At 57.7% G+C, this 17,062-nt stretch carries 17 protein-coding genes; 9 read left to right on the top strand and 8 right to left on the bottom strand.

From position 1 onward, the window contains the following. Positions 1-114 precede the first annotated feature (114 nt). Together RDA78_RS19445 and RDA78_RS19440 are read right to left on the bottom strand one after the other, a co-directional pair. The gene (locus RDA78_RS19445) at positions 115-642 is read right to left on the bottom strand and encodes a gamma carbonic anhydrase family protein (protein WP_434051465.1); all 528 of its coding nucleotides are present in this window, start codon (positions 640-642) and stop codon (positions 115-117) included. A gap of 4 nt (positions 643-646) precedes the next feature. Next, a complete protein-coding gene (locus tag RDA78_RS19440) occupies positions 647-973 on the bottom strand; it encodes a DUF6949 family protein (protein WP_434051464.1) in 327 nt (108 codons plus the stop codon). A 213-nt stretch (positions 974-1,186) separates the two neighbouring features. Here RDA78_RS19440 and RDA78_RS19435 point away from each other — a divergent pair, with 213 nt between their 5' ends. Further along, complete coding sequence (locus RDA78_RS19435) at positions 1,187-1,900, top strand: hypothetical protein (protein ID WP_434051463.1); 714 nt, start codon at positions 1,187-1,189, stop codon at positions 1,898-1,900. A gap of 71 nt (positions 1,901-1,971) precedes the next feature. Here the strand turns inward: RDA78_RS19435 and RDA78_RS19430 are convergent, their stop codons facing one another. Next, positions 1,972-2,187, bottom strand: coding sequence for a DUF3126 family protein (locus RDA78_RS19430; protein ID WP_306145349.1), 216 nt, complete (start codon positions 2,185-2,187; stop codon positions 1,972-1,974). A gap of 118 nt (positions 2,188-2,305) precedes the next feature. Further along, positions 2,306-3,127, bottom strand: coding sequence for a serine O-acetyltransferase (gene cysE, locus RDA78_RS19425; RefSeq protein WP_421983525.1), 822 nt, complete (start codon positions 3,125-3,127; stop codon positions 2,306-2,308). A 168-nt stretch (positions 3,128-3,295) separates the two neighbouring features. Between cysE and RDA78_RS19420 the strand changes: the two genes are divergently transcribed. Further along, positions 3,296-4,093 carry an enoyl-CoA hydratase-related protein gene (locus RDA78_RS19420; RefSeq protein ID WP_434051462.1) on the top strand — a complete coding sequence of 266 codons (798 nt, stop codon included), beginning with the start codon at positions 3,296-3,298 and terminating at the stop codon, positions 4,091-4,093. Positions 4,094-4,208: 115 nt separating this feature from the next. Here RDA78_RS19420 and RDA78_RS19415 read toward each other — a convergent pair whose 3' ends face one another. Both RDA78_RS19415 and RDA78_RS19410 read right to left on the bottom strand, forming a co-directional pair. Beyond that, positions 4,209-5,087 (bottom strand): alpha/beta fold hydrolase, encoded by an 879-nt coding sequence (locus RDA78_RS19415; RefSeq protein ID WP_434051461.1) that lies wholly within the window; start codon positions 5,085-5,087, stop codon positions 4,209-4,211. Between the two features lie 55 nt (positions 5,088-5,142). Beyond that, positions 5,143-5,898 carry an alpha/beta fold hydrolase gene (locus RDA78_RS19410; protein ID WP_434051460.1) on the bottom strand — a complete coding sequence of 252 codons (756 nt, stop codon included), beginning with the start codon at positions 5,896-5,898 and terminating at the stop codon, positions 5,143-5,145. A 215-nt stretch (positions 5,899-6,113) separates the two neighbouring features. On the opposite strand from RDA78_RS19410, the gene RDA78_RS19405 reads away from it, so the two are divergent. The 4 genes from RDA78_RS19405 (at position 6,114) to gpt (ending at position 8,921) form a co-directional block, all read left to right on the top strand. After that, positions 6,114-6,359 carry a zinc-finger domain-containing protein gene (locus tag RDA78_RS19405; protein WP_434051459.1) on the top strand — a complete coding sequence of 82 codons (246 nt, stop codon included), beginning with the start codon at positions 6,114-6,116 and terminating at the stop codon, positions 6,357-6,359. 14 nt (positions 6,360-6,373) lie between these two features. Then, positions 6,374-7,576: an FAD-dependent monooxygenase gene (locus RDA78_RS19400; protein ID WP_434051458.1), complete on the top strand. Its 1,203-nt coding sequence runs from the start codon at positions 6,374-6,376 to the stop codon at positions 7,574-7,576. 73 nt (positions 7,577-7,649) lie between these two features. Then, entirely contained in the window at positions 7,650-8,396 is a 747-nt protein-coding gene (locus tag RDA78_RS19395; protein WP_434051457.1) for a competence/damage-inducible protein A, read from the top strand. 15 nt (positions 8,397-8,411) lie between these two features. Continuing rightward, a complete protein-coding gene (gene gpt / locus RDA78_RS19390; protein WP_434051456.1) occupies positions 8,412-8,921 on the top strand; it encodes a xanthine phosphoribosyltransferase in 510 nt (169 codons plus the stop codon). Positions 8,922-8,991: 70 nt separating this feature from the next. On the opposite strand, the gene sfsA is transcribed toward gpt, so the two are convergent. After that, a complete protein-coding gene (gene sfsA, locus RDA78_RS19385) occupies positions 8,992-9,696 on the bottom strand; it encodes a DNA/RNA nuclease SfsA (RefSeq protein ID WP_434051455.1) in 705 nt (234 codons plus the stop codon). 40 nt (positions 9,697-9,736) lie between these two features. After that, complete coding sequence (locus tag RDA78_RS19380; protein ID WP_434056176.1) at positions 9,737-11,161, bottom strand: TrkH family potassium uptake protein; 1,425 nt, start codon at positions 11,159-11,161, stop codon at positions 9,737-9,739. Between the two features lie 636 nt (positions 11,162-11,797). On the opposite strand from RDA78_RS19380, the gene RDA78_RS19375 reads away from it, so the two are divergent. The 3 genes from RDA78_RS19375 to RDA78_RS19365 all read left to right on the top strand — a co-directional run bounded on the left by RDA78_RS19375 (position 11,798) and on the right by RDA78_RS19365 (position 16,851). Then, a complete protein-coding gene (locus RDA78_RS19375) occupies positions 11,798-13,162 on the top strand; it encodes a TolC family outer membrane protein (protein WP_434051454.1) in 1,365 nt (454 codons plus the stop codon). Positions 13,163-13,336: 174 nt separating this feature from the next. Beyond that, the gene (locus RDA78_RS19370) at positions 13,337-15,541 is read left to right on the top strand and encodes a type I secretion system permease/ATPase (protein WP_434051453.1); all 2,205 of its coding nucleotides are present in this window, start codon (positions 13,337-13,339) and stop codon (positions 15,539-15,541) included. Next, positions 15,538-16,851, top strand: a complete 1,314-nt coding sequence (locus tag RDA78_RS19365) for an HlyD family type I secretion periplasmic adaptor subunit (RefSeq protein WP_434051452.1) — start codon at positions 15,538-15,540, stop codon at positions 16,849-16,851. Before RDA78_RS19370 ends, RDA78_RS19365 begins: the two co-directional genes overlap by 4 nt. The last annotated feature ends 211 nt before the right edge of the window (positions 16,852-17,062 follow it).

Genomic DNA, 17,062 nt, shown 5'->3' with positions numbered 1-17,062 from the left:
AGGACGATCCGGTCGCGTCCCCACCCTCCCCATCCCTACCACGACCGGGTCCAGGGAACCGGCCCGCCCCCGCAGGCCGGTTCCCGTTTTTTTCCGATGGGTGGTAGATGTTGCTCAGGCCTCGGCGAGTCCGGCCTTGTAACGGCGCCAGTTGCGCACGTAACCCTCTGCCGACTTGCGAATGTTGTCTGCCGCTTCTGCCGGCAGCGTACGCACAACCTTTCCCGGGACACCGACGACGAGAGAATTGTCCGGGATTTCCTTGCCTTCACCGATCAGCGCATTGGCGCCGATAATGCAGTTGGACCCGATGACCGCGCCGTTGAGGACAGTCGCTCCCATACCGATCAATGAATTGTCGCTGATCGTGCAGCCGTGAAGGATGGCGTTGTGGCCGATCGTGCAATCGGCTCCGATGGTCAGCGGGTATCCCATATCCGTGTGAAAGACGCATCCGTCCTGGACATTTGAACGCGCGCCCACGGACACAGGTTCATTGTCGCCGCGCAGTATCGCGCCGAACCAGACGCTCGCTTCCTCCGCGAGGCGGATGTCGCCGATGAGCGTCGCGTTGGGCGCGATCCAGACATCGCCGCTTGAAGGCAGATCGGGTGAGCGACCATCGAGGGTGAACATCGGCATGGTCTCAGGTGTACCCGGCAAAGATGAGCGCGACATTCATGACCATGATGCCCGAACACATGCTCCACATTCCGGCAATCGTCGATGAGGCAACCAGCCACCCCAACGGCCGCTTTTCAATTCGCCGGCCCCGGATGGCATTGCGCATGATGATGAATGGTCCTGCAAAAACACACATGAAAACCTCGGCGAGAAACGCAAACACGTTTTCACCCGAAAAGGAAAATTTCGGCGGTTGCTTGGTAATGAGCTGATAAAGGCTCCCGAGCACACCAGCGGCGACGAAGCCTGCACTCGCTATATATCCAACGAGAAGAAGTTCGATGTACACGCCCGTTAACCTCTTATTAACTCAACCACCCGGAAAGTGATCAACAATACCTAAACGGTCAAAAGCAAAGACTGTGCCGGACGGGCAAATGGGCAAAAACCTGCAATTCAAGCCGCAACAGGCCACTCTCAAGGTATCCTTGACCGGGACAGATGTTCCGGATCGGGACACTCTGTCCCAGTCTAGTGCACTGGCTTGTCGGGAGAAGGGCGAATGATCCCCGTTTCACTCCCCGAACCGATTAACTGCAATCCTCGCCGCTTCCGCCGGCTGATCCTTGCGATGTTCGTAGCTGGTGCCGTGTACATTGCCGAAAGAACGGCCTACTGGACCGAAAACTGGAGTTCCTCCGCATTTACCGGCATCCCCACCGGTCTGGCAACGCTATCCGTCGGTCCGCAAACTTTCAAGCTTCCCTTCACATACATGTCGGCAGCAGACCAGCGGGCAGTGGCACAAGACAGGATCGGAGAGGTTTCGGTCTTGAAAATTTCAATGACGTGGCCTGGACTGAATCCCACCTTGAACAGCGAAGCATCAGGCCCGGCTGGCGCGGTCGAGCGAACTCTGTCCCTGGAGTTGGAGCACAATCCAGAACGGGAAAGCATGAGGGCGCGCCTGGATCCATTCTACCGGCGCCTGGCGCGCGGGGGCGAAATGAGCGGACCGGATGGTCTCAAGATTTTGCAGCTTTCCGCGCGCACCGCTACGAAAACGGACCAGATCGTGTTTGACCCGTCGCGTCGCAACGGGTTCATTGCCCGTTGCCGCAGCGACAGCATGAGCGTCCGGCCTGTCTGTCACAGGGCAGTCGCCCTGTCGTCCGGACTGGAACTCAGATACCGCTTCAGCCTGGATCTGCTTGAGGACTGGCGCAGGATCGACAATTCGATTGTCAGAAAAGTCGCCGGTTTCCGTATGCATTGAGACCTGACAGCGAAAAAGGCGGCCTCCTTCCGGAAGCGCCGCCTTGTTTCAATGCCAGTCTCGATCCGGTTTCAGACTTCGTCGAGATCTATTTCCAGGATCGCCATCTGGAAGTTCCAGCTCAGGTCTTCATCTTCATCGTCGCGGAAAATCACACCGATGAATTCTTCCCCGATATAGACCTCGGCTGAGTCGTCCTTGCGCGGCCTCGCCCGCACCTGGATGCTCGGCAACTCGAATTTCATGCGCAGGTAGGCTTCGATCTTGCGGATTTCATCGGGTTTCACGGCGCTCTCCTTGTAAATGCCGTCTGCTATTTAGTCGCGCGGACCCTATAAGACCAGCCCTAAATGCCAAACCCTTTGTGCAAACTTTCCCCCATATCCTTTGCGCAACGGAAATTGCTCAGCTGTCACCGAGCAACTGGTTCATGCTGCGCGCCGGTTCCGAGCACCCTGCCTTGCCGACAATTCGAGCCGGAACGCCTGCTACCGTCGTGTTTTCCGGCACATCCGCGAGCACGACTGATCCGGCCGCGATACGGGAGCAATGGCCGATTTCGAGGTTCCCGAGCACCTTGGCCCCTGCCCCGATCAGCACACCGTGACGGATTTTCGGATGGCGGTCGCCGCCTTCCTTGCCCGTCCCGCCGAGAGTAACGCCCTGAAGAATGGAGACATCATCCCCGATCGCGGCAGTGCCGCCGACGACAATACCCGTGCCGTGATCGATAAAGATGCCGCGTCCGACAGGAACCGCCGGATGAATGTCGATCTGGAATACTTCCGAAGCCCTGCTTTGCAGGTACAGCGCGAAGTCCTTGCGGCCCTTGCGCCAGAGCCAGTTCGCAAGGCGGTGCGTCTGCAAACCGTGAAAGCCCTTGAAGTAAAGCACAGGCTCCAGGTAGCGGAAGCAGGCCGGGTCGCGGTCGAACACCGCGACGATGTCGACACGGAAGATCTTGGCAAGCTCCGGTTCATCGGCAAGCGCTTCAAGGTAGGTCTGCCGGATGAGTGACGCGGAGACGACATCGCGGCCGAGCCTGTCACCCAGACGGTGCAGGACAGCCTCTTCCAGGCTGTCGTGGTTCAGGACGGTTTCATAGACAAAGGAAGACAGCGCCGGTTCGGCGGCGACCATCTGCTGAGCTTCATCGCGCAACTGCTGCCAGACCGGATCGTGGGTCGGAACGTGTTTCAGGCCGGACTTGGTAATCGGTGCCGACATGGCTGTCTCCTCTTCAAGCCGTCGCAAACGCTAACCTAAAATAGGACTGTCGTCTGATATTCCAAAATGAAACTTGCTGATATCAGATATGAAACCTTTTTATGAGACCCGAATCGTTAAGATTTTCAATGCTGAAGTACCCTCGCGATCACATCTTGGAGACCAGACATGTCCAGCGCCCCTGAACCGCTGAATCCGGTATTGAACGTTCACGGTATGGTCGCGGAGCTCGTTTTGAACGCGCCGGACCGCAAAAACGCGCTGTCCCTCGCCGCCTGGGAACGCATACCATCCGTTCTTCGAAAGCTCGCCGCGGTTCCGGACGTCAGGGTCTGCGTGGTCAGGGGTGAAGGCGGAAAGAGCTTTTGCGCTGGTGCAGACATCTCCGAATTCGAAGCAATCCGGTCCACAAAGGACAGCGCCCTGCGCTACGACGAGATCAATGTTGCCGCCTTCAATGCCCTGAAGTCTCTCGACGTCCCGGTTATTGCATCTATCGAGGGCCCGTGTCTGGGCGGCGGCCTTGGCCTTGCCCTGGCGTGCGATATGAGGATCGCTTCCAGGACCGCCTTTTTTGGAATTCCTGCCGCAAGGCTGGGTCTTGCCTATCCTCCTGAAGCTCTTTCAGATCTTCTGGAAGCTGTTTCCTCCTCGAACGCAAAACGAATTCTGTTCACCGGAGACCGCTTCAACGCGGAAGACGCCCTGCAGATGGGCCTGATCAACGAGACAGTATCTCCCGCTGACCTTCAAGAGCGCGTGACCGCGCTCTGCGACACGATCATCTCCAATGCGCCGCTATCAATGAGGGCCTCGAAACAGGCTGTGAACGAGATGAGCATGAGGGACGCTTCGAACCCCGGGACCCATCGCCAAAACGCACAGAACTGCATTGAGAGCGCCGACTATAGAGAAGGATGCCGCGCCTTTCTTGAAAAACGGCTGCCCGAGTTCGCCGGAACCTGACATTTTCCGGTGGCAACCGGTTTCATGAATTCCCTCGCGTGGAAAATACATGATTCAATTTCTCAAGAAAAAATCAGAAATCTCTGAATTCAATCAGTTTTAGTTTGGCGCACTTTCACTCCGCCTGCGCTTTCAGAGCAACAAGAAAGTCTTCGACCGCGGTTGCGAAGACATCGTTGCGGTCACCAGCAACCATATGTCCTGCATCCTGGATATCGGTGAAATTCGCGTGGGGAACATGCTCAAGAAATTCCCTGACATGCTGCATCGACACAAGCTCGGAGTTTCGGCCGCGCACAAGAAGCACCGGAAGGGAAAGGTTGCCGGCCGCTGCCAGCATGTTCGCCTGAGTTTCCTCGGCAACGCTGTGGTCCCTGTTCTGCCGCGATTTCAGGAAGGCCGGATCCCAATGCCAGCGGTATCGTCCGTCGCCATGCAGACGCAGGTTCTTCGACAGGCCGGACAGATCCTTCGGCCGGGTCCTGTTGGGCAGATAGCGGGAAATGGCTTCGGCCGCTTCTTCCACATCCGCAAACCCTTCCTCGACCCGATCGCCCATGAACCCGATGATCTTGCTGACACCTCCAAGGTCGACCCTTGGTGTGATATCGACCAGAACAAGCGCCGATAGTCCACCCGGATTTTCCTGGCCTTCTGCCAGCATTCCGGCAAACCCACCAAGGGATGCGCCGACAACAACCGGCCGGGCTTTGTGCAGCGCCGCGACCTGGCGGGTCACGGCGACAAGGTCCAGCGCAAAGTCGGAAAACAGGTAGTTTTCGGACGCGACCCAGTCGCTTTCGCCATGTCCGCGCTGGTCGAGCACATAAACCGGGTGTCCGAGTTCGGCGATCCGTTCAGCCGCTGCGTCCCAGGAGTGGCGGGTCTGACCGCCGCCGTGAAGCATAACCACCGGCTGGTCGCCGGTTCCGTAGCGATCCGCAACCAGGATGTTCTTTTCCGCGCCCTGAAACTCCACCCGCTTCGGTCCCATCAATCCCTCTCAAGCACAACCGGCCTAACGGCTGCGTAAAATGCGGCCTGTCCCATCAGGCCTCGATATTGTTCAAAAACGCCAGAACGCCCTGCTTGTGGACCTTGTCGCCTACCGCCACCATGTGATCCCGCCCCGGTATTTCGAGAACCTCCGCGTGCGGTATCAGTTCTGCAAGCTTGTGGGGCGAACCGGCAATATCGTCTTTCGTGCCCACGGCGACCAGAACGGGCCGTGTGATCCGCGAAACATCGTCCTCACTGATCTTCTGCCTGGAGGAGCGCATGCAGGCCGCCAGTGCCAGCCTGTCTGATCCTGTCTGGTCGGCAAAGGCCCTGAACGCTCTGCCCGTGCGGTCGCAGATATCCTGTATCCGCTCTGTCTCGAGCGCGGAGGCGATCGGCTCCGGATCGCCCACACCCGTGACCATGCCGTAGCCGAGCCCGCTGAAAATCGCGCGGCGGACCTTGTCCGGATGATTGAGCGTCAGAAAAGCGGAGATGCGGGCACCCATGGAATATCCCATGATGTCCGCCTGTTCGACGTCAAGGTGGTCGAGCAGTTTCTTCGCGTCTTCAGCCATGAGCGGTGCGCCGTAAGCTGCCGGGTCGTAGAGTTTTTCGCTCTCACCGTGACCCCGATTGTCAATTGCAATCACGCGCCGGCCGTCCTTGACCAGAAGATCCACCCAGCCAGGATATTGCCAGTTGACCGTCTTGTTCGATGCAAACCCGTGGATGAGCAGGATCGGGTCCCCTGCGCCTTCGTCGAGATACGAGATCCCGACACCATCCAGATCGACATACGGCATGAACTTAACCTTTACGTAAACGGAAAACGCTTGCTGTTTTACACTAGGACGATCGAACGGGCTTGGCAAAGAAGAAAATCGGAAGGCTTCTAAATGATCAAATGCGGCAGTGGACCGCATAGCGTGAGCCCTACCTTTTCAGATTACGAATGGATATGGTTTGCGAAATTTGCTATCGGGGACGGTGTCCCAACACGACCAAGAGGAATGTGACAATGGCGGATCAGGTTGTCCCGCATTTTCAGAACACAAGCGGACACGATTCGATCGCGATCGGCACACGCAAGTTCATGTGCATCGGCGCGAAGCCCCCGTTCGATCATCCGCACGTGTTTCTGGACATGGGCACCGAGAACGAAATCGTCTGCCCCTATTGTTCCACACTCTACAAGTTCGATCCCACTCTTGAGGCTGAAGAGTCGTCTCCGAACGACTGCAACTGGACACCTGAAGCCGCCTGAGAAAACCGCGGCTCATGACCGACACTGACCAAGACACCGACCCGATCGTTGTCGCTGGCGGCGGCATCGGCGGGCTATGCGCCGCCCTCGCCCTCCAGCGCCAGGGCCACGAAGTGGTTCTGCTTGAGCGCGCCCGCGAAATTTCCGAGGTGGGAGCCGGGCTTCAGCTCTCCCCGAACGCATGCTCCGTTCTCGCCCGGTTCGGCCTTCTGAAAGAACTAGAGCCCTATGCCCATGCTCCGGACAGTCTCCGGATCTGGTCAGGCAAGTCCGGCAGGCAGATTGCCCGGATCGAACTCGGCTCATTCATCGAGGAACGGCACAAGAACCCGTTCTGGGTCATCCACCGGGCGGACCTGCAAAAGGTCCTTCTTGAAAGAGCGCAGTCGACGCCGGGGATCACGATCAGGCTTTCGTGCGAAGTGAAGGACCTGACTGCAACGCCCTACGATCAGCTCACGTGCGTGTACCGCGAAAACGACAAGACCGAAAACCTGAATTGCAAGGCTCTGATTGGTGCGGACGGTGTCTGGTCGAAGACAAGACAGCACATACCCGGTCACAAGAACGCGCGTTTCAGCGGACAGGTCGCCTATCGTGCAACGGTGCCGATCGAGCAAGTGGATCCGAAATACGCCAAGGACACCGGACTTTGGTTCCACAAGGACTGTCACCTGGTGCACTACCCCATTCGTGGCGGACGCGAGCTGAATATCGTCGTGCTCGCCCGGGAAGACTGGGGAGATGAGACATGGTCGGCAGAAGCCGACAAGGAAACCGTCGTGCGTGTCTTCAAGGACTGGCCGGCTGAAACACGAAATTTGCTGAACGCTCCGCAGCAATGGCTCAAATGGGCTCTGTGCAGCGTCGAAGCGTTAGGCCCATGGTCCCACGGCAATCTTGCGCTGATGGGCGATGCAGCGCATGCCATGTTGCCCTTCATGGCCCAGGGCGCGGCGATGGCCATCGAAGATGCCGCGATACTGGCAAAGCACCTGCCGCGCGACGTGGACAACATTCCCGCCGCGTTGCGGGCATTTGAGCGGGAACGCAAGCCCCGGGCGGCCCGGATCCAGGGCATTTCATTCGGCAATGCGCGAACATTTCACTTCTCGGGTCCCATGGCCTTCGCGCGAGATTCCGTGCTGCGCCTTACAAAGCCCAGAAAACTTGCCGAGCGCTTCGACCACATTTATGGCTGGACACCCGATCAATAGAGCGTCTTTGGCTTGAGCCCGGCACAAAGCTGGGATAAAGCGAAATCCCATTCAAGTTTGAGGGAGTGCAACGATGACCGGTCAAGAGGCAGACGATGTCGTAACCGCCGCGTTTCTGGTCATTGGAGACGAAATCCTGTCCGGCCGCACCAAGGACAAGAATATCGGCTTCGTGGCCGACTACATGACCTCACTCGGCATCGATCTGAAAGAAGTCCGCGTCGTTCCGGACGAGCAGGAAGAAATCGTCTCCGCCGTGAACGCGCTTCGCGCAAGATACAGCTACGTTTTCACCTCCGGCGGCATCGGGCCGACACATGATGACATCACTGCAGAAAGCGTGGCCGCGGCCTTCAATGTTCCGCTGAACCTTGACCCCCGGGCCGTTGCCATCATGGAAAAGCACTATCAGCCCGGTCAGTTCACGCCGGCACGCCAGCGCATGGCCCGCATTCCCGATGGTGCCGACCTGATCGAAAACAAGGTATCAAAGGCCCCGGGTTTCAGAATCGAAAACGTTCACGTGATGGCCGGTGTCCCTTCCATCATGCAGGCAATGATGGACGCAATTGCCCCCACATTGAAAACCGGCAAGAAGATGCTGTCGAAAACCGTTGCCGCCGACATGCCGGAGAGCCGGATCGCCGACAGGCTCGCCGCGATACAAGATGCCCATCCGCAGACCCTGATCGGGTCCTACCCGAATGCCTCGGACGGGAAATTCACGACCCAGATTGTCATCCGTTCTCGAGACGAAGCCGTGCTGAATGCAGCCGAACGCGACGTTGCGCAGGCCGTTTCCGAGATCCTGGACACCTAACAAGCGAGATCGAACATGGAGAACTCCACGCAAAACAAGGCATTCCCGGTTTCCTGGGACATGTTCCATCGCGATTCCCGCGCTCTTGCCTGGCGGCTGTCGAGCGAAGGCGAATGGAAAGCAATCGTCTGCATCACGCGCGGCGGGCTCGTGCCGGCCGGTATCGTTGCCCGAGAACTCGGAATAAGGACGATCGAAACCGTCTGCATTGCCTCCTATCACGACTATGACAACCAGGGTCAGCTGAAGGTTATCAAGCCGGTAGATCCCAAAGTCGTTGATCTGGAAGACGGTGAAGGCAGCGGTGTTCTCGTGATCGACGATCTGGTCGACACCGGGAAGACCCTCAAGGTGGTGCGCGAAATGCTTCCCAAGGCGCATTATGCCACCGTCTACGCAAAGCCGGTGGGAGTGCCGATGGTGGATACGTTCATCACGGAAGTGTCGCAGGACACCTGGATCTACTTTCCATGGGACATGGGCTGGCAGTTCCAGCCGCCACTCTCCAAGGATACGGCCGGCTGACCAGCGCCCACCGTCGCGGCGTCAACGGGTTTCAAGGCTGCACACATACAGGCTCACGCGGTGCGCAGGATCAGATCCGGATCTCTACGGTTCTGACCGCGTCAATGCCGTCAAGGCGGACGTCGCACCCGATCGCATAGGCTTCGACACCTGCGTCGCGCGCGGAACGGAAGGCGGCTGCATACGTCGGATCGATATCTTCGGCCAGGCTCAAGCGTTCGCAATCAGGACGCTGCACGAGAAACACCATTGCAGCTTTGTGACCTTCGGCCACCATATCTGCAAGTTCACCGAGATGTTTCGCACCGCGAGCCGTGACGCTGTCCGGAAATTCAGCCAGGCCCGGCTGCCGCATCAGGTGGACGTTTTTCACTTCGACATAGGTTCTGCCGCCATCAGCGCCCTCGAGAAGGACATCAATGCGTGAATTCTTGCCGTATTTCACCTCCCTCCTCAGGGAGGCGTAGCCGGACAGCTCCTTGATGCGTGCGTCTTCGATGGCCTCTTCGACAAGCTTGTTCGGATGCGCCGTGTTGATGCCGACAAGCGCGCCGTCCGCTTCGATAATCTCCCAGGAATACTTGAGCTTTCGCTTCGGATTGTCGGAGCGGGACAGCCAGACGCGCGATCCGGCATCCTTCAATCCGAGCATCGAGCCGGGATTGGCACAGTGCGCGGTGATCTCACTGCCATCCTCGTCGAGCACAACGTCGGCAAGAAACCGCTTGTAGCGCTTGACCAGGCGGCCACCGACCAGAGGTTCAGCAAATTTCATGTCGGGATTCCCATCATTGAAAGGAATTGCACGGCTTGGCTCATTTCGACCAGAAGTCCGGATCCAATAGCACCAGAACCGTGAAAAGTTCGAGACGGCCAACGAGCATGGCAAATGACAGCAACCATTTTGCACCGTCGGGCAGCGGCGCAAAATGGCCGGCCGGGCCAATCACGGGCCCGAGGCCGGGCCCGACGTTACCCACGGAGGTCGCTGCGGCCGAAATAGCCGTTACCAGGTCCAGGTCGAAAAACGACAGCGCCACGCTGATGATACCGACGGAGCCCATATAGACGACAAGGAAGGCAAGAACCGAAAACGACAGCTCAGGTGTCAGCCGGGTGCCGGCATATTCTTCGGACATGATCCTGTGCGGCCGGACCATCCGGCGCAGATGCGCACGCACGGTGCCGAAAAACACCAGGAAGCGGAAAATCTTGATGCCTCCGGTCGTCGACCCGGTGCAGCCGCCGACAAACATAAGAAGAAACACGATTCCAACGACCGGAGCCCCCCACTGGGAAAAGTCACCGAGCGCATAGCCCGTGCCGGTCACAATTGAGACAACGTTGAAAGTCGCGCGCAACAGCGCCTCCTCGAACGGGAAGCGCATGTTGATGCCGAGATAGACCGTCAGGGTCAGCGACACGAGAATCAGGAAACCAAGAAGCGCACGTACCTGCGGATCGCGCCAAAGCTGGAGCGGGTGCCCCCGCAGTGCCTGAATGATCAGTACGAACGGCAAGGCGCCTATGATCATGAACACCACGGCGACCCAGCCCGATGCCGGATTCTTGAAATATCCGAAGGATTCGTCATGCGTTGAGTAGCCACCGGTCGCAATCGTGGTGAGCGCGTGATTGAACGCGTCGAACAATTCCATCCCCGTCGCCAGGTAGGCCGCGATGCACAAGACGGTCAGGAACAGGTAGGCCAGTCCGATCAGGCGGATAAGCTCGACTGACCGGCTGACGATCTTTTCGGAACGGTCCGAACTTTCACTCTGAAACAGTTGCATGCCGCCGATGCGGAGAAACGGCAGCAAGACGATCGCCATGACGATGATACCGACGCCGCCCATCCATTGGAGCATGGAACGCCAGACCAAAAGCCCGGGCGGCAGGCCGTCCAGACCGCTCAGCACAGTCGAGCCGGTCGTCGTAAAGCCCGAAACCGCTTCGAACACCGCGTCGGCGTAACCGATACCGAGCCAAAGAAACGGCAAGGCCCCGAACGCGGGCAAGGTTGCCCAGGACAGGGTCGTCAGGATGAAGGTCTGCCGGGTATCAAGCCCCTCGCGCAACGAACCGCCGACTGCGAGCGACAGCAGCATCCCGAACAGGCCGGTCAACAACGCAGAAAAGACGAAAGCCTGCCAATCCGCGTTTTTCTGGGCGACATCAACGATTGCCGGAATGAGCATGGCGGTCGCAAGGCCGACATACAAGAACCCGAGAACGTTCAAAACTGGTCTGAAAGAAATCAAGCAGATCTCGTCCCGAAATTCGTTTCATTTACCGTCAAGTGCACCCAGATGGGTTCCAACTCATGGTCCTAGCGCTTTTCGGTCCGATTTCCAATGATATTGGTCAGCCGTCCCCCGTTCATCATGTGTCCTGCTGCCGGTCTGTATATTGCCGGACCTGTTCAAGGGCCTCGCAAGACGATGACTGGGCAGAAGCCGCGAATCCGTTGTGCCCGGAAGAGAATGGGCTGGCGGGCATAATCGCTCCACAGGTCTTGAAAGATCCGAAACTGTGGAAGAGTGGACTCAGCATCGATAAAAACGACAATGCCTCTGATAAAGATCTTTTCGCGAATTTACTTAGCGGAAACCCATTGAAACGAACGGCATGAATAAAAATGGGAGAATTTTGCAGATTCAACTGACACCACACCTCTAAGCCGCACCTCATGCATGGAAATATGGTAAACAAATTTTTAAATTCCGTCCTAAAATGTGACCTTTACACGAAATTCGTTGCGCGTTAGCAACACAGGTATCAATTACCCGTCTGCGAACGCAACAAAAGCATGGGCATGCGTTGGAAGGTATAATAGTGTGCGCCGAACGAAGAACAAAAATGTGGCACTGTCGTACATGCGTATTCTACCGGCCCTTCTGTTGAGCGTTTGTCTGGTCGAGGCCTCAGTCGCCGCAGACCTGAAACAAGTCGTTCAGGAAGCCGTCTCAACCAATCCGGATGTTCTGGAGTCGGCGGCCAATCGGCGTGCGCGCGACAACGAATATCGCCGTTCACAGGGCGCCTTCCTGCCTACGCTTGATCTGTCGGCGGAACTCGGACCGGAACGGCTCGATCGGCCGAACTCTTTCAGCGCCGGCGAAAACGACGAATGGCGTTTCTCGAAGGAATTCACCGTAACCGTTCAACAACTTCTGTTCGACGGGTTCACGTCGGTCAACGAGGTTTACCGGCAAAGCGCTCGCGTCGACGGTGCCGCGCTGCGCGTCATGGAGCGATCCGAGGCGATCGCACTGGATGCGGTCGAATCTTATATTGACGTCCTCCGAAGCACCGCGATCCTCGCCAAGGCGCGGCTGAATGTCGAAAAGCACAAACGGATCTTCTCCGACGTGCGCTTGCGTTTCGAAGGTGGGGAAACGGGCGCAGCGGACCTGGCACAGGCCCGGGAACGGGTTGCCGCAGCGGAGGTGATCGTATCCGAAGTCCAGCAATCGCTTTTGGACACGATCGCCAAGTATGAACGTGTCGTTGGCAGAAAACCTGCGTCGCTGGCCCCGGCAACGCCTGCAAGGATTCCGAATGGCAGCGTCAATCAACTCGTCGATTCGGCGGTTCAAACGCACCCGACCGTGAGAGCGGCGCTTGCCGATGCCGATGCGGCGAAATTCGAATATGAGGCAAGTAAGGGCAATTTCCTTCCGGAGGTTGCTCTGCAGGGCCAGGCGACGGTTGGCGACGATGTTGGCGGCATTGAAGGGCGCAACAACGAGTATTCGGGGAAAGTCATATTCTCCTGGAACCTCTATAATGGCGGACGCGACACGGCGCTGAGCCAGGAATACAGCGAACGTCTGACGGAAGCGCAGATCCGGGTTGACCGTATCCGCCGCGAATTGAAGGAAGGCATTCAGCGCTCCTTTGCAGCGGTCAGCACAACCACCGACAGGATCAGGGCGCTGCGCGAGCAGCTTTCCGCGAATCGGCAGGTCGTGGAAGGCTACCGACAGGAATACGACATCGGCCAACGGACACTGCTTGACGTACTGAATGCTGAAAACGCACTCTTCAACAGCGAGATCGAGTTGATCTCCGTGCGTGCCGTCTACGCTTTCTCCACTTACCAGCTCAGAGCGACATCGGGAGACCTTCTTGCGTATCTGAGCGTATCGCCCCCGCCTGAGGCGACAGACGGGCAACGGGAAGCTGCGACAATCCTGCCCCGAAATCCGCTCAATCTTGAACCATTACGTAAATTCTAACGTTTCGAACTCATATTGGATTTGCCGGACATCCGTCGGCACAATAGTTTACGTTCGACGACCACGGCGTGCGTCTTGCCTTTGAGCCACCGCCCTCTTCGGGAAAACCGGGCATCCGAACCCGGTTGATTGGCAATACCTCGTCGGTGAAACAGAGCTCGGTTCAAAGCAGAGATGCTCAATAAGACTACCGAAGAGACGAAAGAAACGGGCGCGGCTCCGGCTTCTCAGACGTCGACAGATCCGCTGGCAGAGTGCCTCAAGCACATCGCCCGGGTGCACGGTTATGTCGTTTCTGACGCGGTGATCTGGAACGGCCTCCCGCGCACGGGAGACCGGCTTTCAGTCGGGCTCCTGGGACGAGCAGCTGCAAATTGCGGCCTGAAGGTCCTGCCCGACAAGATTGACCTCGACACGATCCCCCTTGCAGCCCTGCCCTGCATCATTGCATTGAACAATTCGGAGTTGCGCGTGCTCGCCGGCATTGACCGCGATGGGGGCAAGGCCGAACTGATCGACCCTGCGCAGTCTCCTGAAAAACAACGGCTTGAACTTTCGGATTTGAATGCGCGTTACGGCGGGTACGCAATCTTCTTTCAGCCCGCGGTCGACAAGTCCGGAAAGAGCGAGCGCGCGCTCGGAGCCGAAGGTCACTGGTTCTGGAGCACAATTTCAGGCTACTGGCGCGACTATGTCCATGTCGCTGTTGCGGCCCTTCTGATCAATTTGCTGGCACTCGCCTCTCCGCTCTTCACCATGAACGTCTATGACCGTGTCGTTCCCAATTTTGCGATCCCGACGCTTTGGGCACTTGCGATCGGGGTCATCCTGACGCTGGTTTTTGATTTCATTTTGAAAATCGCACGTGGACAGATCATCAACGTTGCCGGTAAGCAGGCCGACAATGCGCTGGCCAGCAGAATATTCGCGCATGCGCTTGCCATCGACTTCGAAAAGCGTCCCGTGAGTTCCGGGCAGTTTGCCAATCACATCCGTGAATTCGAAAACGTGCGGGAATTCATAACATCCTCGTCGCTGGTCTCGATCATCGACGTGTTCTTTATCGGCATCTTCGTTGCCGTGCTGTTTCTTCTTGTCGGACCGATTGCGGTCGTCCCGCTCATCGCGGTTCCCGTAGTGCTCGCGATCAGCCTGTTCGTACAGGCGCCCTTGTCCGGAGCCATAGAGCAGTCACACCGGGAAAGTGCAATCCGCCATTCCATACTGGTTGAAAGCATCGCCAACCTGGACACCGTGCGCGCACTCAACGCGGAAGGCAGGATGCAGACGAAGTGGGAACGCTCTGTCGCCGCCAGCAGCGCAGCAATCATGAAGGGACGCTTCTGGGCGCTCATCGCACAATCGGGAACGGGTCTCGTTCAGGCTTCGGTTTCCATCGTGATCATCGTCTGGGGCGTCTACCTGATCCAGAGCGGCGACATCACGATGGGCGCCTTGATAGCCGCAATGATGCTTTCCGGCCGCGTACTTGCCCCGCTCGCCAATGTTGCAAACACACTGACACGGCTGCGCCAGACGCTTCATTCCTACAAGATCCTCAATGAGGTCATGGAAACGGAGACCGAACGCAAACCCGGTCGAACCTATATCAACAAGCGAATCGCGTCCGGATCCGTCGAGTTCAAAGGCGTCAATTTCCGCTATCCCGGCGCCGAGGACGACAGCCTCAAGAACATATCGTTCAAGATCGCGCCGGGTGAAACCGTGGGTCTGATCGGACGCGTCGGTTCGGGAAAAAGCACGATCGGGCGCCTGTTGTCGGGACTTTATTATCCATCAAACGGCACCGTTCTGATCGACGGCACGGACACCCGGCAATTCGATCCTGCCGATCTCAGATCCAATGTCGGTTTTCTGTCACAGGATAACGTTCTTTTCAGCGGAACCGTGCGCGAGAACATCAGCGCGGGCGACCCGTTCGCGGACGACGACGCCCTTGTCGAGGCGGCGAGGATCGCCGGCGTCGACGAATTCGTGGCCCAGAACCCTCTCGGATACGATCTTCAGGTCGGTGAAGGTGGAAGGTTCCTGTCGGGTGGGCAGAAACAGGCCGTCGCACTCGCCAGGATCTTGCTTCGAAAGCCGCGCGTCCTGTTTCTCGATGAGCCGTCAAGTCACCTTGATCTTGCATCGGAGCGAAGGTTGATTACCAGGTTGATGGACTACAACACGCCCGATACGACGGTGATCATCAGCACGCACCGCATGAGCCTTGTCGAACTGACCGAACGTTTGATCACACTGGATTACGGCAAGCTTGCCCTTGATGGTCCGAGGCCGGACGTTCTTCAGAAACTTCAGGAACTCGGTGCAGTCAACGCTGCCAATCAAAAGAGCTCGCAAGGGGATACCCCATGAGTTCCGGCGATTGGAATTATGCCAACGACATTCGAGATGTCATTCGGACAAAGCCGCCGCGCTACACGGCGAATGTCATCCGCATCGGGCTTGTCCTGTTCGCTGTTGCGTTGGCGTGGGCGTACTTCGCCACACTGGAGGAAGTGACACGCGGCGATGGACGCGTTGTACCCTCCAGGCAAATACAGGTCGTCCAGGCACCTGAACCCGGGATCGTCGAGAAAATCTTCGTTCGCGAGGGCGACGTGGTCGAGGAAGGCCAGCCTCTGATCGAGATCGACGATACAAGCTTCGCGTCCCAACTGGGCGAGGTTCGTCAGCGGAGATGGGCTCTGATGGCGCGTGTGGCCAGGCTCGATTCCGAGGCAGAAGAAAAGCCTATCGCGTTTCCAGCAGAACTCGAGACAGAAGCCCCTCTCCTGATCGCGGAAGAGGAAAACGTTTATCAGGACAAGAAAGCTCGCCTGGAAAACGAACTCCGCGTTCTCCAAAATCAGGCATCGCAGCGCGAGCAGGAGTATCAGGAACTGCTTGCGAAGCAGGACAAGCTTAAGTCCGTCATCGAGATCATGAAGCGGGAAGTCGAGATCAAGCAAAGTCTTTACGAGCGCAGGGTGCTGCCCGAAATCGAGTTCCTTCAACTGCAGCGCCAACTCACCGAAAGCGAAGGCGAACTCGCCATCACCAAGGCCTCCGTTCAGCGGGCACTCGCGGCCAAGGAGGAGGCACGCGAACGCTCCGGCAGCGCGGTTGCGACATTTGTCTCTGACGCCAGCCAGCAACTGGCGGAAAGCCGCGGCGAGCTTGCCGTGATCGAAGAGACGCTCAGAGGCGCTGCCGACAAGGTGCGCAGGACCGAGTTGGTCTCACCGGTCAAGGGGATCGTGAACAAGTTGAACATCACGACCATTGGCGCGGTTGTTCAGCCCGCGGCCGATCTGGTGGAGATCGTTCCTCTTGAAGACACGCTTCTGATCGAGGCTAGGATCCGGCCCAAGGACGTGGCGTTTCTGCACCCCGGGCAGAAAGCCCAGGTCAAGATTACCGCTTATGATTTCTCGGTCTACGGCGGTCTTGAAGGCAATCTGGAACGCATCAGCGCGGACACCACTGAAGACGAAGAAGGCAATCGCTTCTTCCGCGTCATGATTAGAACAGATAAAAACTACCTCGGTTCGGACACAGAACCTTTACCAATAATACCAGGAATGGTTGCTTCGATAGATATATTAACCGGGGAGAAAACGGTTCTGGACTACATCTTGAAGCCGATCAAGAAAGTTCGGGACGAAGCACTCAGGGAGCGCTGAAGTCTCGGCAATAAACGAGGCGATCGGCAGATGGATCACGGAGCAACCGCGCCGGCTACACCGGCGGCGAGCGGTATAGTATTGCGTTGGTTTTGGCAGGCATGCTTTTTCAGCCTGTCATTGAACCTTGTATCTGCATCCTCATCTGCCGAAGAAAATCCTGGTCTGTTACCGGGCAGCACGGACGCTGCGGTTCTCCGCGGCGCGCAGA

Source organism: Roseibium sp. (genome assembly GCF_051016195.1).
Lineage (GTDB): Bacteria > Pseudomonadota > Alphaproteobacteria > Rhizobiales > Stappiaceae > Roseibium.
The sequence above is the reverse complement of the archived record's forward strand: the minus strand, read 5'-3'. Positions and strand labels throughout refer to the sequence as shown.

Bases quoted from the DNA above. Each gene is read 5' to 3' on its own strand.
- gpt (WP_434051456.1), top strand. From the start codon at position 8,412: ATGGAGAACTCCACGCAAAACAAGGCATTCCCGGTTTCCTGGGACATG.
- RDA78_RS19415 (WP_434051461.1), bottom strand. From the start codon at position 5,087: ATGGGACCGAAGCGGGTGGAGTTTCAGGGCGCGGAAAAGAACATCCTG.
- RDA78_RS19435 (WP_434051463.1), top strand. From the start codon at position 1,187: ATGATCCCCGTTTCACTCCCCGAACCGATTAACTGCAATCCTCGCCGC.
- sfsA (WP_434051455.1), bottom strand. From the start codon at position 9,696: ATGAAATTTGCTGAACCTCTGGTCGGTGGCCGCCTGGTCAAGCGCTAC.
- RDA78_RS19375 (WP_434051454.1), top strand. From the start codon at position 11,798: ATGCGTATTCTACCGGCCCTTCTGTTGAGCGTTTGTCTGGTCGAGGCC.
- RDA78_RS19405 (WP_434051459.1), top strand. From the start codon at position 6,114: ATGGCGGATCAGGTTGTCCCGCATTTTCAGAACACAAGCGGACACGAT.
- RDA78_RS19400 (WP_434051458.1), top strand. From the start codon at position 6,374: ATGACCGACACTGACCAAGACACCGACCCGATCGTTGTCGCTGGCGGC.
- RDA78_RS19395 (WP_434051457.1), top strand. From the start codon at position 7,650: ATGACCGGTCAAGAGGCAGACGATGTCGTAACCGCCGCGTTTCTGGTC.
- RDA78_RS19445 (WP_434051465.1), bottom strand. From the start codon at position 642: ATGCCGATGTTCACCCTCGATGGTCGCTCACCCGATCTGCCTTCAAGC.
- RDA78_RS19370 (WP_434051453.1), top strand. From the start codon at position 13,337: ATGCTCAATAAGACTACCGAAGAGACGAAAGAAACGGGCGCGGCTCCG.
- cysE (WP_421983525.1), bottom strand. From the start codon at position 3,127: ATGTCGGCACCGATTACCAAGTCCGGCCTGAAACACGTTCCGACCCAC.
- RDA78_RS19410 (WP_434051460.1), bottom strand. From the start codon at position 5,898: ATGCCGTATGTCGATCTGGATGGTGTCGGGATCTCGTATCTCGACGAA.
- RDA78_RS19420 (WP_434051462.1), top strand. From the start codon at position 3,296: ATGTCCAGCGCCCCTGAACCGCTGAATCCGGTATTGAACGTTCACGGT.
- RDA78_RS19365 (WP_434051452.1), top strand. From the start codon at position 15,538: ATGAGTTCCGGCGATTGGAATTATGCCAACGACATTCGAGATGTCATT.